The organism is Streptomyces griseus subsp. griseus, from assembly GCF_000720255.1.
Classification (GTDB): Bacteria; Actinomycetota; Actinomycetes; order Streptomycetales; family Streptomycetaceae; genus Streptomyces; species Streptomyces griseus_I.
The window spans coordinates 176,060-192,484 of sequence record NZ_JOJE01000001.1 but is presented as its reverse complement, the minus strand read 5'-3'; the positions used below and the strand labels follow the sequence as shown (position 1 = coordinate 192,484).

The 16,425-nt window shown below is 70.5% G+C and carries 14 protein-coding genes and 1 pseudogene; 6 read left to right on the top strand and 9 right to left on the bottom strand.

Going from position 1 to position 16,425, the window contains the following annotated elements; all coding sequences use genetic code 11:
- Positions 1–27: 27 nt before the first annotated feature.
- From pgl to tkt, 5 genes and pseudogenes are all read right to left on the bottom strand, one after another.
- Positions 28–810 (bottom strand): 6-phosphogluconolactonase, encoded by a 783-nt coding sequence (pgl, locus tag IG99_RS00900; RefSeq protein ID WP_037668544.1) that lies wholly within the window; start codon positions 808–810, stop codon positions 28–30.
- The gene (gene opcA, locus IG99_RS50020) at positions 807–1,937 is read right to left on the bottom strand and encodes a glucose-6-phosphate dehydrogenase assembly protein OpcA (RefSeq protein WP_234311738.1); all 1,131 of its coding nucleotides are present in this window, start codon (positions 1,935–1,937) and stop codon (positions 807–809) included. Before opcA ends, pgl begins: the two co-directional genes overlap by 4 nt.
- A 21-nt stretch (positions 1,938–1,958) precedes the next feature.
- Positions 1,959–3,296: pseudogene (gene zwf / locus IG99_RS50015) on the bottom strand (glucose-6-phosphate dehydrogenase); the annotation flags it as partial.
- A 4-nt stretch (positions 3,297–3,300) separates the two neighbouring features.
- Positions 3,301–4,419: a transaldolase gene (tal, locus tag IG99_RS00890; protein ID WP_037668542.1), complete on the bottom strand. Its 1,119-nt coding sequence runs from the start codon at positions 4,417–4,419 to the stop codon at positions 3,301–3,303.
- 34 nt (positions 4,420–4,453) lie between these two features.
- Positions 4,454–6,541 (bottom strand): transketolase, encoded by a 2,088-nt coding sequence (gene tkt, locus IG99_RS00885; protein WP_037668541.1) that lies wholly within the window; start codon positions 6,539–6,541, stop codon positions 4,454–4,456.
- A 437-nt stretch (positions 6,542–6,978) separates the two neighbouring features.
- On the opposite strand from tkt, the gene IG99_RS00880 reads away from it, so the two are divergent.
- From IG99_RS00880 to IG99_RS00865, 4 genes are all read left to right on the top strand, one after another.
- A complete protein-coding gene (locus IG99_RS00880; protein ID WP_199815427.1) occupies positions 6,979–7,896 on the top strand; it encodes a heme o synthase in 918 nt (305 codons plus the stop codon).
- 58 nt (positions 7,897–7,954) lie between these two features.
- Entirely contained in the window at positions 7,955–8,287 is a 333-nt protein-coding gene (locus IG99_RS00875; RefSeq protein WP_037668537.1) for a hypothetical protein, read from the top strand.
- A 95-nt stretch (positions 8,288–8,382) separates the two neighbouring features.
- On the top strand, positions 8,383–9,489 hold the full coding sequence (locus tag IG99_RS00870) for an amidohydrolase family protein (RefSeq protein WP_037668535.1): 1,107 nt from the start codon (positions 8,383–8,385) through the stop codon (positions 9,487–9,489).
- Between the two features lie 19 nt (positions 9,490–9,508).
- Positions 9,509–10,249, top strand: coding sequence for a nucleotidyltransferase domain-containing protein (locus IG99_RS00865; protein ID WP_037669541.1), 741 nt, complete (start codon positions 9,509–9,511; stop codon positions 10,247–10,249).
- Position 10,250: 1 nt separating this feature from the next.
- On the opposite strand, the gene IG99_RS00860 is transcribed toward IG99_RS00865, so the two are convergent.
- The 4 genes from IG99_RS00860 to IG99_RS00845 all read right to left on the bottom strand — a co-directional run bounded on the left by IG99_RS00860 (position 10,251) and on the right by IG99_RS00845 (position 14,044).
- Positions 10,251–11,261 (bottom strand): COX15/CtaA family protein, encoded by a 1,011-nt coding sequence (locus tag IG99_RS00860; protein ID WP_037668532.1) that lies wholly within the window; start codon positions 11,259–11,261, stop codon positions 10,251–10,253.
- Between the two features lie 55 nt (positions 11,262–11,316).
- Positions 11,317–12,093: an ABC transporter permease gene (locus IG99_RS00855; RefSeq protein WP_037668530.1), complete on the bottom strand. Its 777-nt coding sequence runs from the start codon at positions 12,091–12,093 to the stop codon at positions 11,317–11,319.
- 180 nt (positions 12,094–12,273) lie between these two features.
- Entirely contained in the window at positions 12,274–13,197 is a 924-nt protein-coding gene (locus tag IG99_RS00850) for an ABC transporter ATP-binding protein (protein ID WP_037668527.1), read from the bottom strand.
- 31 nt (positions 13,198–13,228) lie between these two features.
- Positions 13,229–14,044: an AAC(3) family N-acetyltransferase gene (locus IG99_RS00845; RefSeq protein ID WP_037668525.1), complete on the bottom strand. Its 816-nt coding sequence runs from the start codon at positions 14,042–14,044 to the stop codon at positions 13,229–13,231.
- A gap of 196 nt (positions 14,045–14,240) precedes the next feature.
- Between IG99_RS00845 and IG99_RS00840 the strand changes: the two genes are divergently transcribed.
- Positions 14,241–14,984: a helix-turn-helix transcriptional regulator gene (locus tag IG99_RS00840; RefSeq protein ID WP_037668524.1), complete on the top strand. Its 744-nt coding sequence runs from the start codon at positions 14,241–14,243 to the stop codon at positions 14,982–14,984.
- Positions 14,981–16,402 carry a Fe-S cluster assembly protein SufB gene (sufB, locus tag IG99_RS00835; protein ID WP_037668520.1) on the top strand — a complete coding sequence of 474 codons (1,422 nt, stop codon included), beginning with the start codon at positions 14,981–14,983 and terminating at the stop codon, positions 16,400–16,402. The genes IG99_RS00840 and sufB overlap by 4 nt, the downstream gene beginning before the upstream one ends.
- The last annotated feature ends 23 nt before the right edge of the window (positions 16,403–16,425 follow it).

The following is a 16,425-nucleotide window of genomic DNA, read 5'->3' as shown; positions in this document are numbered from 1 at the left end:
TCGTGTCGAGCCCCGGGCCCCGCACCGTCACGGAGACGCCGGCGGGTACAGCGACCTCGGGAGCCGGGACGCCGCGGCCGTGTCCAGGAGCCACAGGGTGCGGGCCCGGCCCTGCGCTCCCGCCGCCGGAGCCTGGATTTCGCCCGCGCCCGAGAGGGCGATCGCCGCGGCCTGGGCCTTGTCCTCGCCGGCGGCCAGCAGCCACACCTCACGGGCCGCCCGGATCGCCGGGAGGGTGAGGGTGACGCGGGTCGGCGGCGGCTTGGGCGCGCCGTGGACGCCGACCACCGTGCGCTCGGTCTCCCGCACGGCGGGCAGCTCCGGGAAGAGCGACGCCACATGGGTGTCCGGGCCGACGCCCAGCATCAGGACGTCGAAGGTGGGCACCGCCCCATGGTTCTCGGGGCCGGCCGCCCGGGCCAGTTCCTCGGCATAGGCGGCCGCCGCCGCCTCCACGTCGGCGCCGTACGGTCCGTCCGACGCGGGCATGGCGTGCACGCGCTTCGGGTCCAGCGGCACCGCGTCGAGCAGTGCCTCGCGGGCCTGGGTGACATTGCGCTCGGGGTCGCCCTCCGGCAGGAAGCGTTCGTCGCCCCACCACAGGTCGATCCGGCCCCAGTCGACGGCGTCCCGGGCGGGCGCGGCGGCCAGCGCGGCCAGCAGGCCGTTGCCGTTGCGGCCGCCGGTCAGCACCACGGACGCGTGGCCCCGGGAGGCCTGTGCGTCCACGACCCTGGTGATCAGCCGGGCCGCAGCGGCCTGGGCCATCAGTTCCTTGTCGCGGTGCACGACCAGCTGCGGAGTGCTCACTGCGCCGCCCCCTTGCCCTCGGGGGCCTCTTCGGGCTCCTTCTTCACCGGGGCCTCCTGCGTCGCTTCCTTCGCGGGAGCTTTCGCAGCGACCTCCACGGGAGCGGGGAGGGCGAGGCGCTCCTCTCCTTTGGCCACCGGTCCCTCGCCGGGTGCCGCGTCCAGTGCCCGAGCCGTCGCCGGAGCCGTCGCCGGAGTCGATCCGGCCTTCAGCCGGTCCACGCCGAACCGCAGTGCCGACGCGTAGGTGTCGTCCGGGTCCAGCCGCCGCAGCTCCTCCGCGATCAGCTCGGCCGTGTCACGGCGCTTCAGCGCCACCGCACGGTTCGGCTGACCCTGGATGGACAGGGTGGCCAGCGAACCGTCGGCACGGTCCAGGACGATCGGACCGCAGTCGGTGGCCATGCGGACCGCGGTGAGACCGGGCCCGCCGGACAGCGAACGCCGCACCGGGACGTCCAGCCGGTCGGCGAGCCACATCGCGAGCAGCTCACAGCTCGGGTTGAACTCCTCGCCCTCGACCTCGACGGCCTGGACCTCGCAGGTGACCTGGTCCAGGGCCGCGGCCAGCATCGAACGCCAGGGCGTGATGCGGGTCCACGACAGGTCCGTGTCGCCGGGCGTGTAGGTGCGGGCGCGCGCCGTCAGGTCCCGTACCGGCTGCTCGGCCGTGTAGGTGTCGGTGACCCGGCGCTGCGCCAAGGCGCCCAGCGGGTCCTTGGCCGGGTCCAGCGGCGCCTCGACCGGCCACCAGACGACGACCGGCGCGTCCGGCAGCAGCAGCGGCAGCACGACCGACTGGGCGTGGTCGGCCACCTCGCCGTACAGCCGCAGGATGACCGTCTCGCCGGTGCCCGCGTCCGCGCCCACCCGCACCTCGGCGTCGAGCCGGGACTGCGTACGGTCCCGGTGCGAACGCGAGACGCGCCGGATGACGACGAGGGTGCGGGAGGGGTGCTCGTGGGAGGCGTCGCCGGCGGCCTTCAGGGCGTCGTAGGCGTTCTCCTCGTCGGTGACGACGACGAGGGTGAGGACCATGCCGACGGCCGGGGTGCCGATGGCGCGCCGCCCCTGGACCAGCGCCTTGTTGACCTTGCCGGCGGTGGTGTCCGTGAGGTCTATCTTCATGGGCGGCGCCAGCTCCGTCCGTCTCGCGTACGCCTCCGGGCTGGACTCGGTGAAGGACTCGCCGTAGGCGAAGTCCATCGACACGTCCCGGATCTCCATCGAGGTGCCCGGCACCTTGGAGCCGAAGCGGACCGTGACGCCCTCGTCGGGCTGGACGCGGATGACGATCGCGTTCTTGCCGAGCTCCTCCGTCGCCGTGTGGTCGAAGGGGGAGTGCGGGGCCCGCTGGAAGACCACCGCGATCTCCGTGACGCGGCGGCCCAGCCGCTTGCCGGTGCGCAGGTAGAACGGGACGCCCGCCCAGCGGCGGTTGTCGATGTTCAGTCTGACGGCCGCGTAGGTGTCGGTCTTCGACTGCGGGTTGATGCCGTCTTCCTCGAGGTAGCCGACGGCCTTCTCGCCGCCTTGCCAGCCGGCCGCGTACTGCGCGCGCACGGTGTCCTTGCCCAGGTCCTTGGGCAGCTTCACCGCGCCGAGCACCTTGGTCTTCTCCGCGGCGAGCGCATCCGCGTCGAAGGAGGCCGGCTCCTCCATGGCCGTGAGGGCCATGAGCTGGAGCAGGTGGTTCTGGATGACGTCACGGGCGGCGCCGATGCCGTCGTAGTAGCCCGCCCGGCCGCCGATGCCGATGTCCTCGGCCATCGTGATCTGCACGTGGTCCACGAAGGACCGGTTCCAGATCGGCTCGAACATCGTGTTGGCGAAACGCAGCGCCAGGATGTTCTGGACGGTCTCCTTGCCCAGGTAGTGGTCGATGCGGAAGACCTGGTCCGGGGCAAAGACCTCGTGCACGATCGCGTTGAGTTCCTCGGCCGACTCCAGGTTGTGGCCGAACGGCTTCTCGATGACCGCGCGCCGCCACGAGCCGCCCGACTGGTCGGCCAGGTTGTGCTTCTTCAGCTGCTGGATGACCACCGGGAACGCGGACGGCGGCACGGACAGGTAGAAGGCGAAGTTGCCGCCCGTGCCCTGTGCCTTGTCCAGCTCCTCGATCGTCGAGCGCAGCCGCTCGAAGGCGTCGTCGTCGTCGAAGGTGCCCTGCACGAAGCGCATGCCCTGGATGAGCTGCTGCCAGACCTCCTCGCGGAAGGGGGTGCGGGCGTGCTCCTTGACCGCGTCGTGCACCTCGGCGGCGAAGTCCTCGTGCGCCCACTCGCGGCGGGCGAAGCCGACCAGCGAGAAGCCCGGCGGCAGCAGCCCCCGGTTGGCGAGGTCGTACACCGCGGGCATCAGCTTTTTGCGTGACAAATCACCCGTGACGCCGAAGATCACCAGGCCCGACGGCCCCGCGATACGCGGGAGCCGTCGGTCGGCGGGGTCACGAAGCGGGTTCGCTCCGGAACCGGAGAACGAGGCCAAGATGTCAGCCCTCCGAGGGGGCGAGGCGCTCCAGGACGGCCTCGGTCGACTTCAGCAGGTCGTTCCAGGACGCCTCGAACTTCTCGACGCCCTCGTCCTCCAGGACCTGCACGACGTCGTCGTAGGAGATCCCGAGCTTCTCGAGCGCGTCGAGGTCCGTGCGGGCCTGCTCGTAGGCGCCGCCGACGGTGTTGCCGGTGATCTCGCCGTGGTCCTCGGTGGCCAGCAGGGTGGCCTCCGGCATGGTGTTCACCGTGTTCGGCGCCACCAGGTCGTCGACGTACAGGGTGTCCTTGTACGCCGGGTCCTTCACACCGGTCGACGCCCACAGCGGCCGCTGCTTCCTGGCGCCGGCCTTCTCCAGGGCGCTCCAGCGGTCGGAGGAGAAGACCTCCTCGTAGGCCTGGTAGGCGAGGCGGGCGTTGGCGACGGCGGCCTTGCCGCGGGCGGCCTTGGCCTCGGGGGTGCCGAGGTCGTCGAGCCGCTTGTCGATCTCGGTGTCCACCCGGGAGACGAAGAACGACGCCACGGAGCGGATCTTCGACAGGTCCAGGCCCTTCTCACGGGCCTTCTCCAGGCCGCTGAGGTAGGCGTCCATGACCTCGCGGTAGCGCTCCAGCGAGAAGATCAGCGTGACGTTGACGCTGATGCCGTTGCCGATCACCTCGGTGATCGCCGGCAGGCCCGCCCGGGTGGCGGGGATCTTGATGAGGGTGTTGGGGCGGTCGACGAGCCAGGCCAGCTGCTTGGCCTCGGCGACGGTGGCCCGGGTGTTGTGGGCCAGGCGCGGGTCGACCTCGATCGACACCCGGCCGTCCTGGCCGTCGGTGGCGTCGAAGACCGGGCGCAGGATGTCGGCGGCGTCGCGGACGTCGGCCGTGGTGATCATGCGGACGGCCTCTTCCACGGTGACCTTGCGGGCCGCGAGGTCCTCGAGCTGCTGCTCGTAGCCGTCGCCGCTGCTGATGGCCTTCTGGAAGATCGTCGGGTTGGTGGTGACGCCCACGACGTGCTGCTGGTCGATCAGCTCGGCGAGGTTGCCGGACGTGATCCGCTTGCGCGACAGGTCGTCCAGCCAGATCGCGACGCCTTCATCGGAGAGGCGCTTGAGTGCGTCTGTCATGGAAAATGCATCTCCTACGTGTCGTATATGAGCGTCAGCGCTGGGCGGCGGTCAGGGATTCCCGGGCCTGGGCGGCCACGTTCTCGGCAGTGAAGCCGTACTCGCGGAAGAGCACCTTGCCGTCGGCCGAAGCACCGAAGTGCTCCAGGGAAACGATGCGACCGGCGTCTCCCACGTACTTGTGCCAGGTCAGTCCGATCCCGGCCTCGACCGCGACACGGGCCTTCACACTCGGCGGCAGCACGCTGTCCCGGTACCCCTGGTCCTGCTCTTCGAACCACTCCACGGACGGCATGGACACCACACGGGTGGGGACACCGTCGGCCTGGAGCTGCTCACGCGCCTCGACGGCCACGTGCACCTCGGAACCGGTCGCGACGATCACGACCTGCGGCTCGCCGCCCTCGGCCTCGAGGAGGACGTAACCACCACGCGCCGCGCCCTCGTTGGGCTCGTACGTCGGCACACCCTGACGGGTCAGCACCAGGCCGTGCGGGGCGCCCTTGCCGAACTCCTTGGTGTAGCGCTTGAGGATCTCGCGCCAGGCGATCGCGGTCTCGTTGGCGTCCGCCGGACGCACCACGTTCAGACCCGGGATCGCGCGCAGCGCGGCGAGGTGCTCGACCGGCTGGTGGGTGGGGCCGTCCTCGCCGAGACCGATGGAGTCGTGCGTCCACACGTACGTCACCGGCAGGTGCATCAGCGCCGACAGCCGGACCGCGTTGCGCATGTAGTCGGAGAACACCAGGAACGTGCCGCCGTAGACACGGGTGTTGCCGTGCAGCGCGATGCCGTTCATCTCCGCGGCCATGGAGTGCTCACGGATGCCGAAGTGGATGGTGCGCCCGTAGGGGCTCGCCTCCGGAAGCGGGTTGCCCGCCGGCAGGAACGAACTCGTCTTGTCGATGGTGGTGTTGTTGGAGCCGGCCAGGTCCGCCGAGCCGCCCCACAGTTCGGGGACGACCTCGCCGAGGGCCTGCAGCACCTTGCCGGACGCGGCACGCGTGGCGACACCCTTGCCGGGCTCGAACACCGGGAGCTTCTCCTCCCAGCCCGCCGGCAGCTCACCCGCGGTGACCCGGTCGAAGTCCGCCGCCCGCTCGGGGTTGTTCTGGCGCCACAGCTGGAAGGACTTCTCCCACTCCGCCTTCGCGTCGGCGCCGCGCTGAAGCGCCTTGCGGGTGTGGGCGATGACCTCGTCGGCCACCTCGAAGGACTGCTCGGTGTCGAAGCCCAGGACGCGCTTGGTGGCCGCGACCTCGTCGTCACCCAGCGCCGAGCCGTGCGCGGCCTCGGTGTTCTGGGCGTTGGGGGCGGGCCAGGCGATGATCGAGCGCATCGCGATGAAGGACGGCCTGTCCGTGACCTTCTTCGCTTCCTCGATGGCGTTGTAGATGGCGTGCGGGTCGAGGTCGCCGTCCGGCTTCGGCGCCACGCGCTGCACGTGCCAGCCGTAGGCCTCGTAGCGCTTGACGGTGTCCTCGGAGACGGCCGTCTCGGTGTCGCCCTCGATGGAGATGTGGTTGTCGTCCCACAGCAGGACCAGGTTGCCGAGCTTCTGGTGGCCGGCCAGGGAGGAGGCCTCGGCGGAGATGCCCTCCTGCAGACAGCCGTCACCGGCGATGCAGTACACGAAGTGGTCGAAGGGCGACTCACCGGCCGGGGCGTCCGGGTCGAACAGACCGCGCTCGTAGCGGGCGGCCATCGCCATGCCCACGGCGTTGGCGACACCCTGGCCCAGCGGGCCGGTCGTGGTCTCCACACCGGTGGTGTGCCCGTACTCCGGGTGGCCCGGGGTCTTCGAACCCCACGTGCGGAACGCCTTCAGATCATCCAGCTCCAGACCGAAACCGGCCAGGTACAGCTGGGTGTACAGGGTCAGGGACGAGTGGCCCGCGGACAGCACGAAACGGTCGCGTGCGACCCAGTCGGCGTCCGCCGGGTCGTGCCGCATCACCTTCTGGAAGAGGGTGTAGGCGGCAGGCGCCAGGCTCATCGCCGTACCCGGATGGCCGTTACCGACCTTCTGTACGGCATCTGCGGCCAGGACGCGGGCGGTGTCGACGGCCCGCTGGTCCAGCTCGGTCCACTCGAGGTCTGTGGTGGTCGGCTTGGTGCTCACCCTGGGTCAGGGCTCCTCTCCACATGTCGGGTACCGGTGTTCTGGGCGCGCGCCCACCGGCTGCCGGTGCACTGGATGCCCACCGGCCGCTGTCGAGCCTACCCCCGCGAGTACGTGCGTTTTTTCGAGCCGTTCCAGATGGACGGGGGTGCGCGCGATCCGCCTCCCCGCTGGGCGGGACCGCATTCGGCATCTGAATACGGAGCCGCTCATCCGACTGCTCAATCGAGCCACCGAACGCACGTCGGACGACCCCGCGGACGACCCCCCGGAGGGCCCCCTCCAACACGATCCGACCCCCGCGAATGTCCGGGTCTGGGCAACGTCTACAGTGGCGTGGTACGCGCGAGCCTTTACCGGGACTTCACACCGGGAGGCTCGCTGGGATGTCTCTGTCAGGGGTGTGCGTGACGGCCGTTGAATCCCGTCCAGCGGGGATGATCGGGACGAGCCAGAGCCCGAGCCACCGGCCGTTCGGGGCCCGTGTCAAGGCGTTCGTGGCTCTGACCAAGCCGCGGATCATCGAGCTGCTGCTCATCACCACCGTTCCGGTGATGTTCCTCGCGCAGCAGGGAGTGCCGGACCTCGGCCTGGTCCTGCTCACGTGCCTCGGCGGCTATCTGTCCGCCGGCGGCGCCAACGCGCTGAACATGTACATCGACCGTGACATCGACGCGCTCATGGACCGCACCTCGCAGCGCCCCCTGGTCACCGGCATGGTCAGCCCGCGCGAGTGCCTCGCCTTCGGCATCACGCTCGCCGTGGTCTCGACGCTGCTGTTCGGCCTCACCGTCAACTGGCTGTCGGCCTGGCTCGCCCTCGGCGCGCTCCTCTTCTACGTCGTCGTCTACACGATGATCCTCAAGCGCCGTACCTCGCAGAACATCGTCTGGGGCGGCATCGCGGGCTGCATGCCGGTGCTCATCGGCTGGTCCTCGGTGACGAACTCCCTGTCGTGGGCGCCGGTCATCCTCTTCCTCGTGATGTTCTTCTGGACGCCGCCGCATTACTGGCCGCTGTCCATGAAGGTGAAGGACGACTACGCGCGCGTGGGCGTGCCGATGCTGCCGGTGATCGCCTCCAACAAGGTCGTCGCCAAGCAGATCGTCCTCTACAGCTGGGTGATGGTGGCCGTCTCCCTGCTGCTGACGCCCCTCGGCTACACCGGCTGGTTCTACACCTCGGTCGCCCTGGTGGCGGGCGGCTGGTGGCTGTGGGAGGCGCACGCGCTGCTGACCCGCGCGAAGGCGGAGGTCACGGGCGTGAAGCTCAAGGAGATGCGCCTGTTCCACTGGTCGATCACCTATGTGTCGCTGCTCTTCCTGGCGATCGCGGTGGACCCGTTCCTGCGCTGACGTACGTCACAGGGCCCTGCCCTCGCCAGCCGTTCTACCCGTGAGTAGCATCCAGGCCATGGCAGACACGCAGCAGGTAGACGCGAAGGCCGAGCGCAAGGTGGCCCGCCTCAGCAAGCAGATCAACGCCTTCGCCAAGGAGCACGGCGGAGCCGAGGGCCAGGTCGCGTACATCGGGGAGCGCGGCGCCCGGATCGTCCTCGTCGGCGAGGACGGCGGCTGGGGCGACCTGGTGGCTCCCACGTACGCCATCGCCGAGCAGGCGGTGCAGAAGTCCGGCATCACCGTGCACGAGTCGTTCGACGGCGACTTCGCGGCGAAGGTGAGGACGGGGCGCTACGAGTGGACGAGGATGGCCGGGATCCAGGTCGGCGGCCCGAGCAACGGCTGAACGACGCGCCCGGGACGGAATCACCGCACCCACCAACACCTACTCACCGGTTCACCCGTTAGGCCCGTGTAGGCCAGCGCACACGGGGAGCCCGGATGATCGAAACGCCGTCCCTCGTGGACCAGTACTGCCACGGCGTACTGAGAACGGAGCTGGGCCTAGGCACCTTCGAGGCCCAGCTCGCCCGCACCGAGGGCCCGCCCGCGCCCGGCACCACCCTCTTCGACACCCAGACGGGTTTCGCCGTACGCCGTTGGTGCCCCCCGCTCCTCGGCCTGGATCCGCACTGCCCGCCCGCCCGCTATCTCGCCCGGCGTCGTGAACTCGGCGTACTGGAAGCGGGCCGCCGGCTGCTGCGCGGCAGCGGGATCACGACCTATCTGGTCGACACCGGACTGCCCGGCGACCTCACGGGACCCGGCGAGATGGCGGCCGCCGCCAACGCGCGCGCCCATGAGATCATCCGCCTGGAACTCCTCGCCGAACAGGTCGCCGACACCTCCGGCACCGTCGAGTCGTTCCTCGCCAATCTCGCCGAGGCGGTGCGCGGGGCGGCCGTGAACGCCGTCGCCTTCACATCCGTCGCGGGCGTACGGCACGGTCTCGCGCTCGCGCCGGAGCCGCCCGGCCCGGGGGAGGTGCGCGGCGCCGCGGGACGGTGGCTGGCCGGGCGTGGCGTCGGCGGTGAGCTGAGCGACCCGGTACTGCTGCGGCACCTGCTGTGGATGGCGGTGGCCTCCGGGCTGCCCCTGCAACTGCACGCGGGGCTGGGGGCGCCGGGCCTGCGCATCGACCGTACGGATCCGGTGCTGCTGACGGACTTCGTCCGCGCGACGGCGGGCCTCGGCACGGACCTGGTCCTGCTGCACGGCTACCCGTACCACCGCCACGCCGCCCACCTCGCGGGCGTCTTCCCGCACGTGTACGCCGACTCCGGCGCCGCCCTCGTCCGCACCGGTGCCCGCGCGGCCACCGTCCTCGCCGAGATCCTGGAACTCGCCCCCTTCGGCAAGATCCTCTTCTCCAGCGGGGCCCAGGGGCTGCCCGAGCTGCACGTCGTGGGCGCCCGCCTGTTCCGCGAGGCCCTGGCGAGGGTCCTCGGCACCTGGGTGGCCGAGGGAGCCTGGTCGCTGTCGGACGCCCAGCGGGTCGCCGGGCTGATCGCGGCGGGGAACGCGCGCAGGGTGTACGGGCTGGGGTGAGGTGTACAGACTGGCCCTCATGCAGAAGACCGACGCCTTATCGGCCCGTTTCCTCGATGGGCTGATGGCCCTGAGCCCCACCGCCGTCTGGGCCCACGGCTCGCTCGCCGGGGGCGACTACCAGGAGGGCCGCAGCGACCTGGACCTGATCGCGGTGCTGCCCGAGACCATCACGCTGCGCACCGTACGCCGTGTGGTCGCGCTCCACCGCGGGCTGCGCGCCGAGCCGCTCGCCCCCCAACTGCACTGCAGCTATCTCACGCCCCGCACATCGGCCGACGCGGAGCACCCGCATCTGACCTGGGCCCACGACCATGTGATGCGCCGCCCCGTCACCCCGGTCACCCGCCGTGAGCTGCACGCCTTCGGCCGAGTGCTGTACGGCGAGGCCCCGACAGGGCTGCTCCCGCCGGTGCCGGACGGCGAGCTCGCGGCCTTCGTCGTGCGTGACCAGCGGGACTTCTGGCGGCCCGCCGTGGACAAGGCACGGCTCTGGCGGCAGGACGTCTGGGTCGACCTGGGGCTGCTGACGTTCGCCCGTGCCGACGTCACGCTGCGCGAGGCACGCCTGATCTCCAAGCGGGAGGCACTGGAGCTGCTGCCCGGTCTCGGGGCGCCCACCGAGGTCGTCGACGACATTCGACGACGCCGGTACGAGGAACCGGCCCGGCGCACCGAGGACTGGACGGCACGCCGGGGCGAGCTGGCGCGGGCCTACCTGGGGCCGGCCATCGACCGGCTCGTTTCGGCGTACGGATGACTCACGCGCGCGTGGCCACCGCGGGCTCGGAGGACGGGCCCGGCAGGCCGGCCGGGATCTCCGCCCGTTCGCGCAGCGACAGCAGCACCCGCACCACCCAGATCCACATCACGGCGGATCCCAGCATGTGCAGGCCGACCAGCGCTTCGGGAAGGTCGGTGAAGTACTGGACGTAGCCGATGACGCCCTGGGCGAGCAGCACCAGGAACAGCTCCCGGGTGCGGGCCAGCGGCGCCTTCGGGGCGTCGACCGCCTTGAGGACGAACCACAGGGCGAAGGTCAGCGTCACCACGATCCACGCCAGCACGGCGTGCAGTTTGCTGACGGTCTCCCAGTCCAGCGGCATGCGGTCGACCTCGCTGGAGTCGCCCGCGTGCGGCCCCGCGCCGGTGACGACCGTGCCGACGAGGATCAGCAGAACGGCGGCGGCGACCAGGAACCAGACCAGCTGCTGCACGGACCTGCCGACCAGCGCACGGGGCTCCCCGTCACCCTCCCGTGTGCGCTGCCACATCACCGTGGCGACCGCGATCAGGGCCGACGTGGCCACGAAGTGCGCCGCGACCGTGTACGGGTTCAGGCCGACGAGCACCACGATGCCGCCGAGCACCGCGTTGCTCATCACGATCCAGAACTGTGCCCAGCCCAGCCGGGTCAGGCCGCGCCGGTACGGCTTCTCGGAGCGCGCCGCGATGATCGCCCAGCCGACGGCCGCGCACAGCACGTACGTCAGCATGCGGTTGCCGAACTCGATGGCGCCGTGGAAGCCCATCGCGCTGGTGGCGGTGAGCGAGTCGTCCGTGCACTTGGGCCAGGTCGGGCAACCGAGGCCCGAGCCGGTCAGCCGTACGGCACCGCCGGTGACGACGATGACCACCGACATGACGAGCGCGGCGAGCGCCGCCCGCCGGACCGTCCGGGGATCCGGCGTCCAGCGTGCGGCGATGAAGGCGAGGGGGTTGCGCACGGCGGCGGTGGCGTCGGCGCGGGTCAGCTTTGGCACGCCGTCCATGGTAGGCCGCCGCTTGTGCACGCTTTCACGAGGGTCCGGTTCGTCCATGGCGGGTTTACTCCCAGCGGAAGAACTTGCCGGCGGCGGCGAGCCCCACCACCGCCCATACGGCGAGGATCCCGACATCGCCCCACGGCAGGCCGGCCCCGTGCTGGAGTACGTCCCGCAGCCCGTCCGACAGAGCCGATACCGGCAGCAGCGCCAGCACGTCCCGCATGCCCGAGGGGAACTTGTCCAGCGGGACGATCACTCCGCCGCCGACCAGCAGCAGCAGGAAGACGAGGTTCGCGGCGGCCAGCGTGGCCTCCGCCTTCAGGGTGCCCGCCATCAGCAGCCCGAGCCCCGAGAACGCGGCCGTGCCGAGGATCAGCAGGAGCAGGACGGCCGCCGGGTTGCCGTGCGGCGACCAGCCCAGCGCGAAGGCGATCACCGTCAGCAGGACGACCTGGAGGACCTCCGTGACCAGCACGGATGCCGTCTTGGCCGTCATCAGGCCCCAACGGGGCAGCGGTGAGGACGCCAGCCGCTTCAGGACGCCGTACCGGCGTTCGAAGCCCGTCGCGATGGCCTGGCCGGTGAACGCGGTCGACACCACGGCGAGCGCCAGGATGCCGGGGGCGAGGAAGTCGATGGCCTCGCCCTTGCCGGTGTCGACGATGTCCACCGAGCTGAACAGGACCAGCAGCAGCGTCGGGATCACGACCGTCAGCAGCAACTGCTCGCCGTTGCGCAGCAGCATCTTCGTCTCCAGCACCGCCTGCGCGGCGATCATCCGGGGGAGCGGTGCCGCGCCCGGCCGGGGAGCGTAGGCGCCGGAGGTGGTGGTCGTCATGAGCGCAGCTCCTTGCCCGTCAGCTCCAGGCTGTGTCTTCCCGGGGGGCGGCCCCCGGGCCCCCGGCAGGGGCGTGTGTCGGCCGCATTCATGAGCGCAGCTCCTTGCCCGTCAGCTCCAGGCTGTGTCTTCCCGGGGGGCGGCCCCCGGGCCCCCGGCAGGGGCATGTGTCGGCCGCATTCATGAGCGCAACTCCTTGCCCGTCAGCTCCAGGAAAACGTCCTCCAGGGTGTGCCGTTCCACCGATATCCGGTCCGGCATCACGCCGTGCTGGGCGCACCAGGAGGTGACCGTCGCGAGCAGCTGCGGATTGACCTTGCCGGTGACCCGGTAGGAGCCCGGGGTCAGTTCGGCGGCGGAGGAGTCGGCGGGCAGGGCCTTGAGGAGGGAGCCGACGTCCAGGCCCGGGCGGCCCGTGAACCGCAGGGTGTTCTCGGCGCCGCCGCGGCACAGGTCCTCGGGGGAGCCCTGGGCGATGACCCGGCCCGCGTCGATGATCGCCACGTCGTCGGCGAGCTGCTCGGCCTCGTCCATGTAGTGGGTGGTGAGGATCACGGAGACGCCGTCGGTGCGCAGGTCCCGGACGAGGTCCCAGGTGGCCCGGCGGGCCTGCGGGTCGAGGCCGGCGGTGGGCTCGTCCAGGAACACCAGCTCCGGGCGCCCCACCACGGCCATCGCCAGCGCGAGCCGCTGCTGCTGGCCGCCGGACAGGCGCCGGTAGGTGGTGTGTCCGCAGGAGCCGAGCCCGAGGCGCTCGATGAGCACGTCCACGTCGAGCGGGTGCGCGTGCAGCTTGGCCACGTGCCGCAGCATCTCGTCGGCGCGGGCACCGGAGTAGACGCCGCCGGACTGGAGCATCACCCCGATCCGGGGTCGCAGCTCACCGGACTGTCTGACCGGGTCGAGACCCAGGACGCGTACCGTACCGGAGTCCGGCCTGCGGTACCCCTCACAGGTCTCGACCGTGGTCGTCTTGCCGGCGCCGTTGGGGCCCAGCACGGCGGTCAGGCCCGGCTGGGCCATCAGATCGAGGCCGTCCACCGCGGTCTTCGTGCCGTACCGCTTCACCAGGGCACGCACCTGGACGACGGGATCGGTTCGCATGGGTCCAGAGTCTAGGTACGCGGCGGGCGTATCAGGCGGGCGGGTGCAGGATCTCCTCCGCACGGGGACGGTGCAGCGCGAGCCACCGCTCCGCGTAGGCCACCGCGTCCCTGACCGGAAACAGCCGTACGTCGGCCGCGCCCACCTTTCCGCGGACGACGGGGCGGTCCCGCTCGAAGTCGTGTCCCAGCTCGTCGAAGCCCTCGGAGTCGATCGACACCTCGGTCAGCACCTCCCAGCCGCCGCCGGGAGCCGGTCGCCCCACTTCGACGCGTGGGGCCGGAACGCGGTACTCGGCGAGGTGGAAGCTGGTGCAGGTGTCGTAGCCCGCGCCCAGCAGCAGCACCCGGGCGTCCAGCCGCTCCAGCCGGCCGAGCGGACTGTGCTCGCCGAGCCGGCAGTCGGGGGCGTGGCCCTCGACGATCTCCGTCGCGCGCGGGCCGAGCGCCGCGAACGATGTGTGCGGGTGGGCGCTGCGCAGGGCGCCCGGCCAGCGCCGTACGGTCTCGGGGATCACGCCGACCCCCAGGCTGGGGGTGATCAGCGGGTCGTACACCGGCATGGCCGAGCGGATCCGCTCCCACCACTCCTCGGGCACCGGCGGATTGCTCCACAGCGCCGGGTCGGACAGGTCTCCGCTCTGGGTGGGGACAACGAGGGTGCCGTCGGGGCCGAGGGCGTCGAGCAGTCCGTGGACGACCGTGACGGCCCCTCCGCAGACCCACCCGAGTGAGCTCAGCGAGGAATGCACGAGCAGGGTCTCACCGGTGCGGATCCCCAACTCGCGCAGCTGTGCGGCGAGGGTGTCGCGGGTGACAAGTGGGCCGGTCGGAGGCGGTGTCGGCATGGTTCGGGAGTGTTCCCGAAGTGGTGCGGCGCCGCCACCGGTTTGCGGGCACCGGGCGGGTGCGCGCTGCCGCCGCCTTGATCGATCAAAGATCCTTTCCGCAGGTCAAATTAGGCTTGCCTAAGTGATGCAGGGCACCGCCGGGTGGCCGGGGCACGGCTTGCCCGTCCCCGACGAATTACGCAACAATGGCGTTGTGAAAAACGTCGGAGCGGCTCGGGAGACCCCCACGGGGGCCCCGCAGGAGGAGCTGGCGACCGGGGAGCGTTCCACACGCAACCGGGTCGCGCGGTCCATCCTGGACCACGGGCCGTCGACCGTCGCCGAGCTCGCCGCACGACTGGGCCTGACCCAGGCCGCCGTACGCCGGCACCTCGACGCACTGGTCACCGACGACGTCGTGGAAGCCCGCGAACAGCGGGTCTACGGGGCGCGCACCCGCGGTCGGCCCGCCAAGGTCTTCGCCCTGACGGACTGCGGCCGCGACGCCTTCGACCAGTCCTACGACAAGCTCGCCGCGGACGCCCTGCGCTGGATCGCCGAGCAGGGGGGCGGGAGCGAGGCGGTCGTCGCCTTCGCCCGCGCCAGGATCACCGCCCAGGCACGCGCCTACCGCAAGGCGATCGAGTCCGTCACCCCGGACCAGCGAGCCGAAGCCCTGGCCAAGGCCCTCAGCGTCGACGGGTACGCTGCTACGGCGCGCAGCGCGCCCCTCCCGCAACAGGGTGAGCAGCTCTGCCAGCACCACTGCCCGGTCGCCCATGTGGCGGAGCAGTTCCCCCAGCTGTGCGAAGCGGAGACGGAGATCTTCGCCGAGCTGCTCGGAACGCACGTCCAGCGACTGGCGACCATCGCCCACGGCGACGGCGTCTGCACGACGTTCATCCCCAAGATTTCCCACAACGCATCTGCAAGCACGGCCGGGAGGAACCCCGCATGACTCTCCCCACGGAGACTGCCCACCCTGAGCTCGAGGGTCTGGGCAAGTACGAATACGGCTGGGCCGACTCCGACACGGCGGGTGCCTCTGCCAAGCGCGGCATCAACGAGGACGTCGTCAAGGACATCTCCTCGAAGAAGTCCGAGCCGGAGTGGATGACCAAGCTCCGCCTGAAGGGCCTCAAGCTCTTCGCGAAGAAGCCCATGCCGAACTGGGGCTCGGACCTCTCCGGCATCGACTTCGACAACATCAAGTACTTCGTGCGCTCCACGGAGAAGCAGGCGGCGTCCTGGGAAGAGCTGCCCGAGGACATCAAGAACACCTACGACAAGCTCGGCATCCCGGAGGCGGAGAAGCAGCGCCTCGTGGCCGGTGTCGCCGCTCAGTACGAGTCGGAGGTCGTCTACCACCAGATCCGCGAGGACCTGGAGGAGCAGGGCGTCATCTTCCTGGACACCGACACCGCGCTGAAGGAGCACCCGGAGCTCTTCAAGGAGTACTTCGGGACCGTCATCCCCGCCGGTGACAACAAGTTCGCGGCCCTGAACACCGCCGTGTGGTCGGGCGGCTCCTTCATCTACGTGCCGAAGGGCGTGCACGTGGAGATCCCGCTCCAGGCCTACTTCCGTATCAACACGGAGAACATGGGCCAGTTCGAGCGGACCCTGATCATCGTCGACGAGGGTGCCTACGTGCACTACGTCGAGGGCTGTACGGCCCCGATCTACAAGTCGGACTCGCTGCACTCCGCAGTGGTCGAGATCATCGTCAAGAAGAACGCCCGCTGCCGTTACACGACCATCCAGAACTGGTCGAACAACGTCTACAACCTGGTCACCAAGCGCGCCGTGGCGTACGAGGGCGCGACCATGGAGTGGATCGACGGCAACATCGGCTCCAAGGTGACGATGAAGTACCCGGCCGTCTACCTGATGGGCGAGCACGCCAAGGGCGAGACCCTCTCCATCGCCTTCGCGGGCGAGGGCCAGCACCAGGACGCGGGCGCCAAGATGGTCCACATGGCCCCGAACACGTCGTCCAACATCGTGTCGAAGTCGGTCGCGCGCGGTGGCGGCCGTACCTCCTACCGTGGTCTGATCGAGATCGGCGAGGGTGCCCCGGGCTCCAAGTCGAACGTGCTGTGCGACGCGCTGCTCGTGGACACCATCTCGCGGTCCGACACCTACCCGTACGTCGACGTCCGCGAGGACGACGTCTCCATGGGCCACGAGGCGACCGTCTCCAAGGTCTCCGAGGACCAGCTCTTCTACCTGATGAGCCGTGGTCTCTCCGAGGACGAGGCGATGGCGATGATCGTGCGCGGCTTCGTCGAGCCGATCGCCAAGGAACTGCCCATGGAGTACGCCCTCGAGCTCAACCGGCTGATCGAGCTCCAGATGGAAGGCGCGGTCGGCTAAGGCCCGCACCGCCGTCCCATCAA

Coding starts and splice junctions, on each gene's coding strand:
- IG99_RS00880 (WP_199815427.1), top strand. CDS start 6,979: ATGATCGGGACGAGCCAGAGCCCGAGCCACCGGCCGTTCGGGGCCCGT.
- sufB (WP_037668520.1), top strand. CDS start 14,981: ATGACTCTCCCCACGGAGACTGCCCACCCTGAGCTCGAGGGTCTGGGC.
- IG99_RS00865 (WP_037669541.1), top strand. CDS start 9,509: ATGCAGAAGACCGACGCCTTATCGGCCCGTTTCCTCGATGGGCTGATG.
- IG99_RS00875 (WP_037668537.1), top strand. CDS start 7,955: ATGGCAGACACGCAGCAGGTAGACGCGAAGGCCGAGCGCAAGGTGGCC.
- IG99_RS00850 (WP_037668527.1), bottom strand. CDS start 13,197: ATGCGAACCGATCCCGTCGTCCAGGTGCGTGCCCTGGTGAAGCGGTAC.
- IG99_RS00855 (WP_037668530.1), bottom strand. CDS start 12,093: ATGACGACCACCACCTCCGGCGCCTACGCTCCCCGGCCGGGCGCGGCA.
- opcA (WP_234311738.1), bottom strand. CDS start 1,937: ATGAAGATAGACCTCACGGACACCACCGCCGGCAAGGTCAACAAGGCG.
- tal (WP_037668542.1), bottom strand. CDS start 4,419: ATGACAGACGCACTCAAGCGCCTCTCCGATGAAGGCGTCGCGATCTGG.
- IG99_RS00870 (WP_037668535.1), top strand. CDS start 8,383: ATGATCGAAACGCCGTCCCTCGTGGACCAGTACTGCCACGGCGTACTG.
- IG99_RS00845 (WP_037668525.1), bottom strand. CDS start 14,044: ATGCCGACACCGCCTCCGACCGGCCCACTTGTCACCCGCGACACCCTC.
- IG99_RS00860 (WP_037668532.1), bottom strand. CDS start 11,261: ATGGACGGCGTGCCAAAGCTGACCCGCGCCGACGCCACCGCCGCCGTG.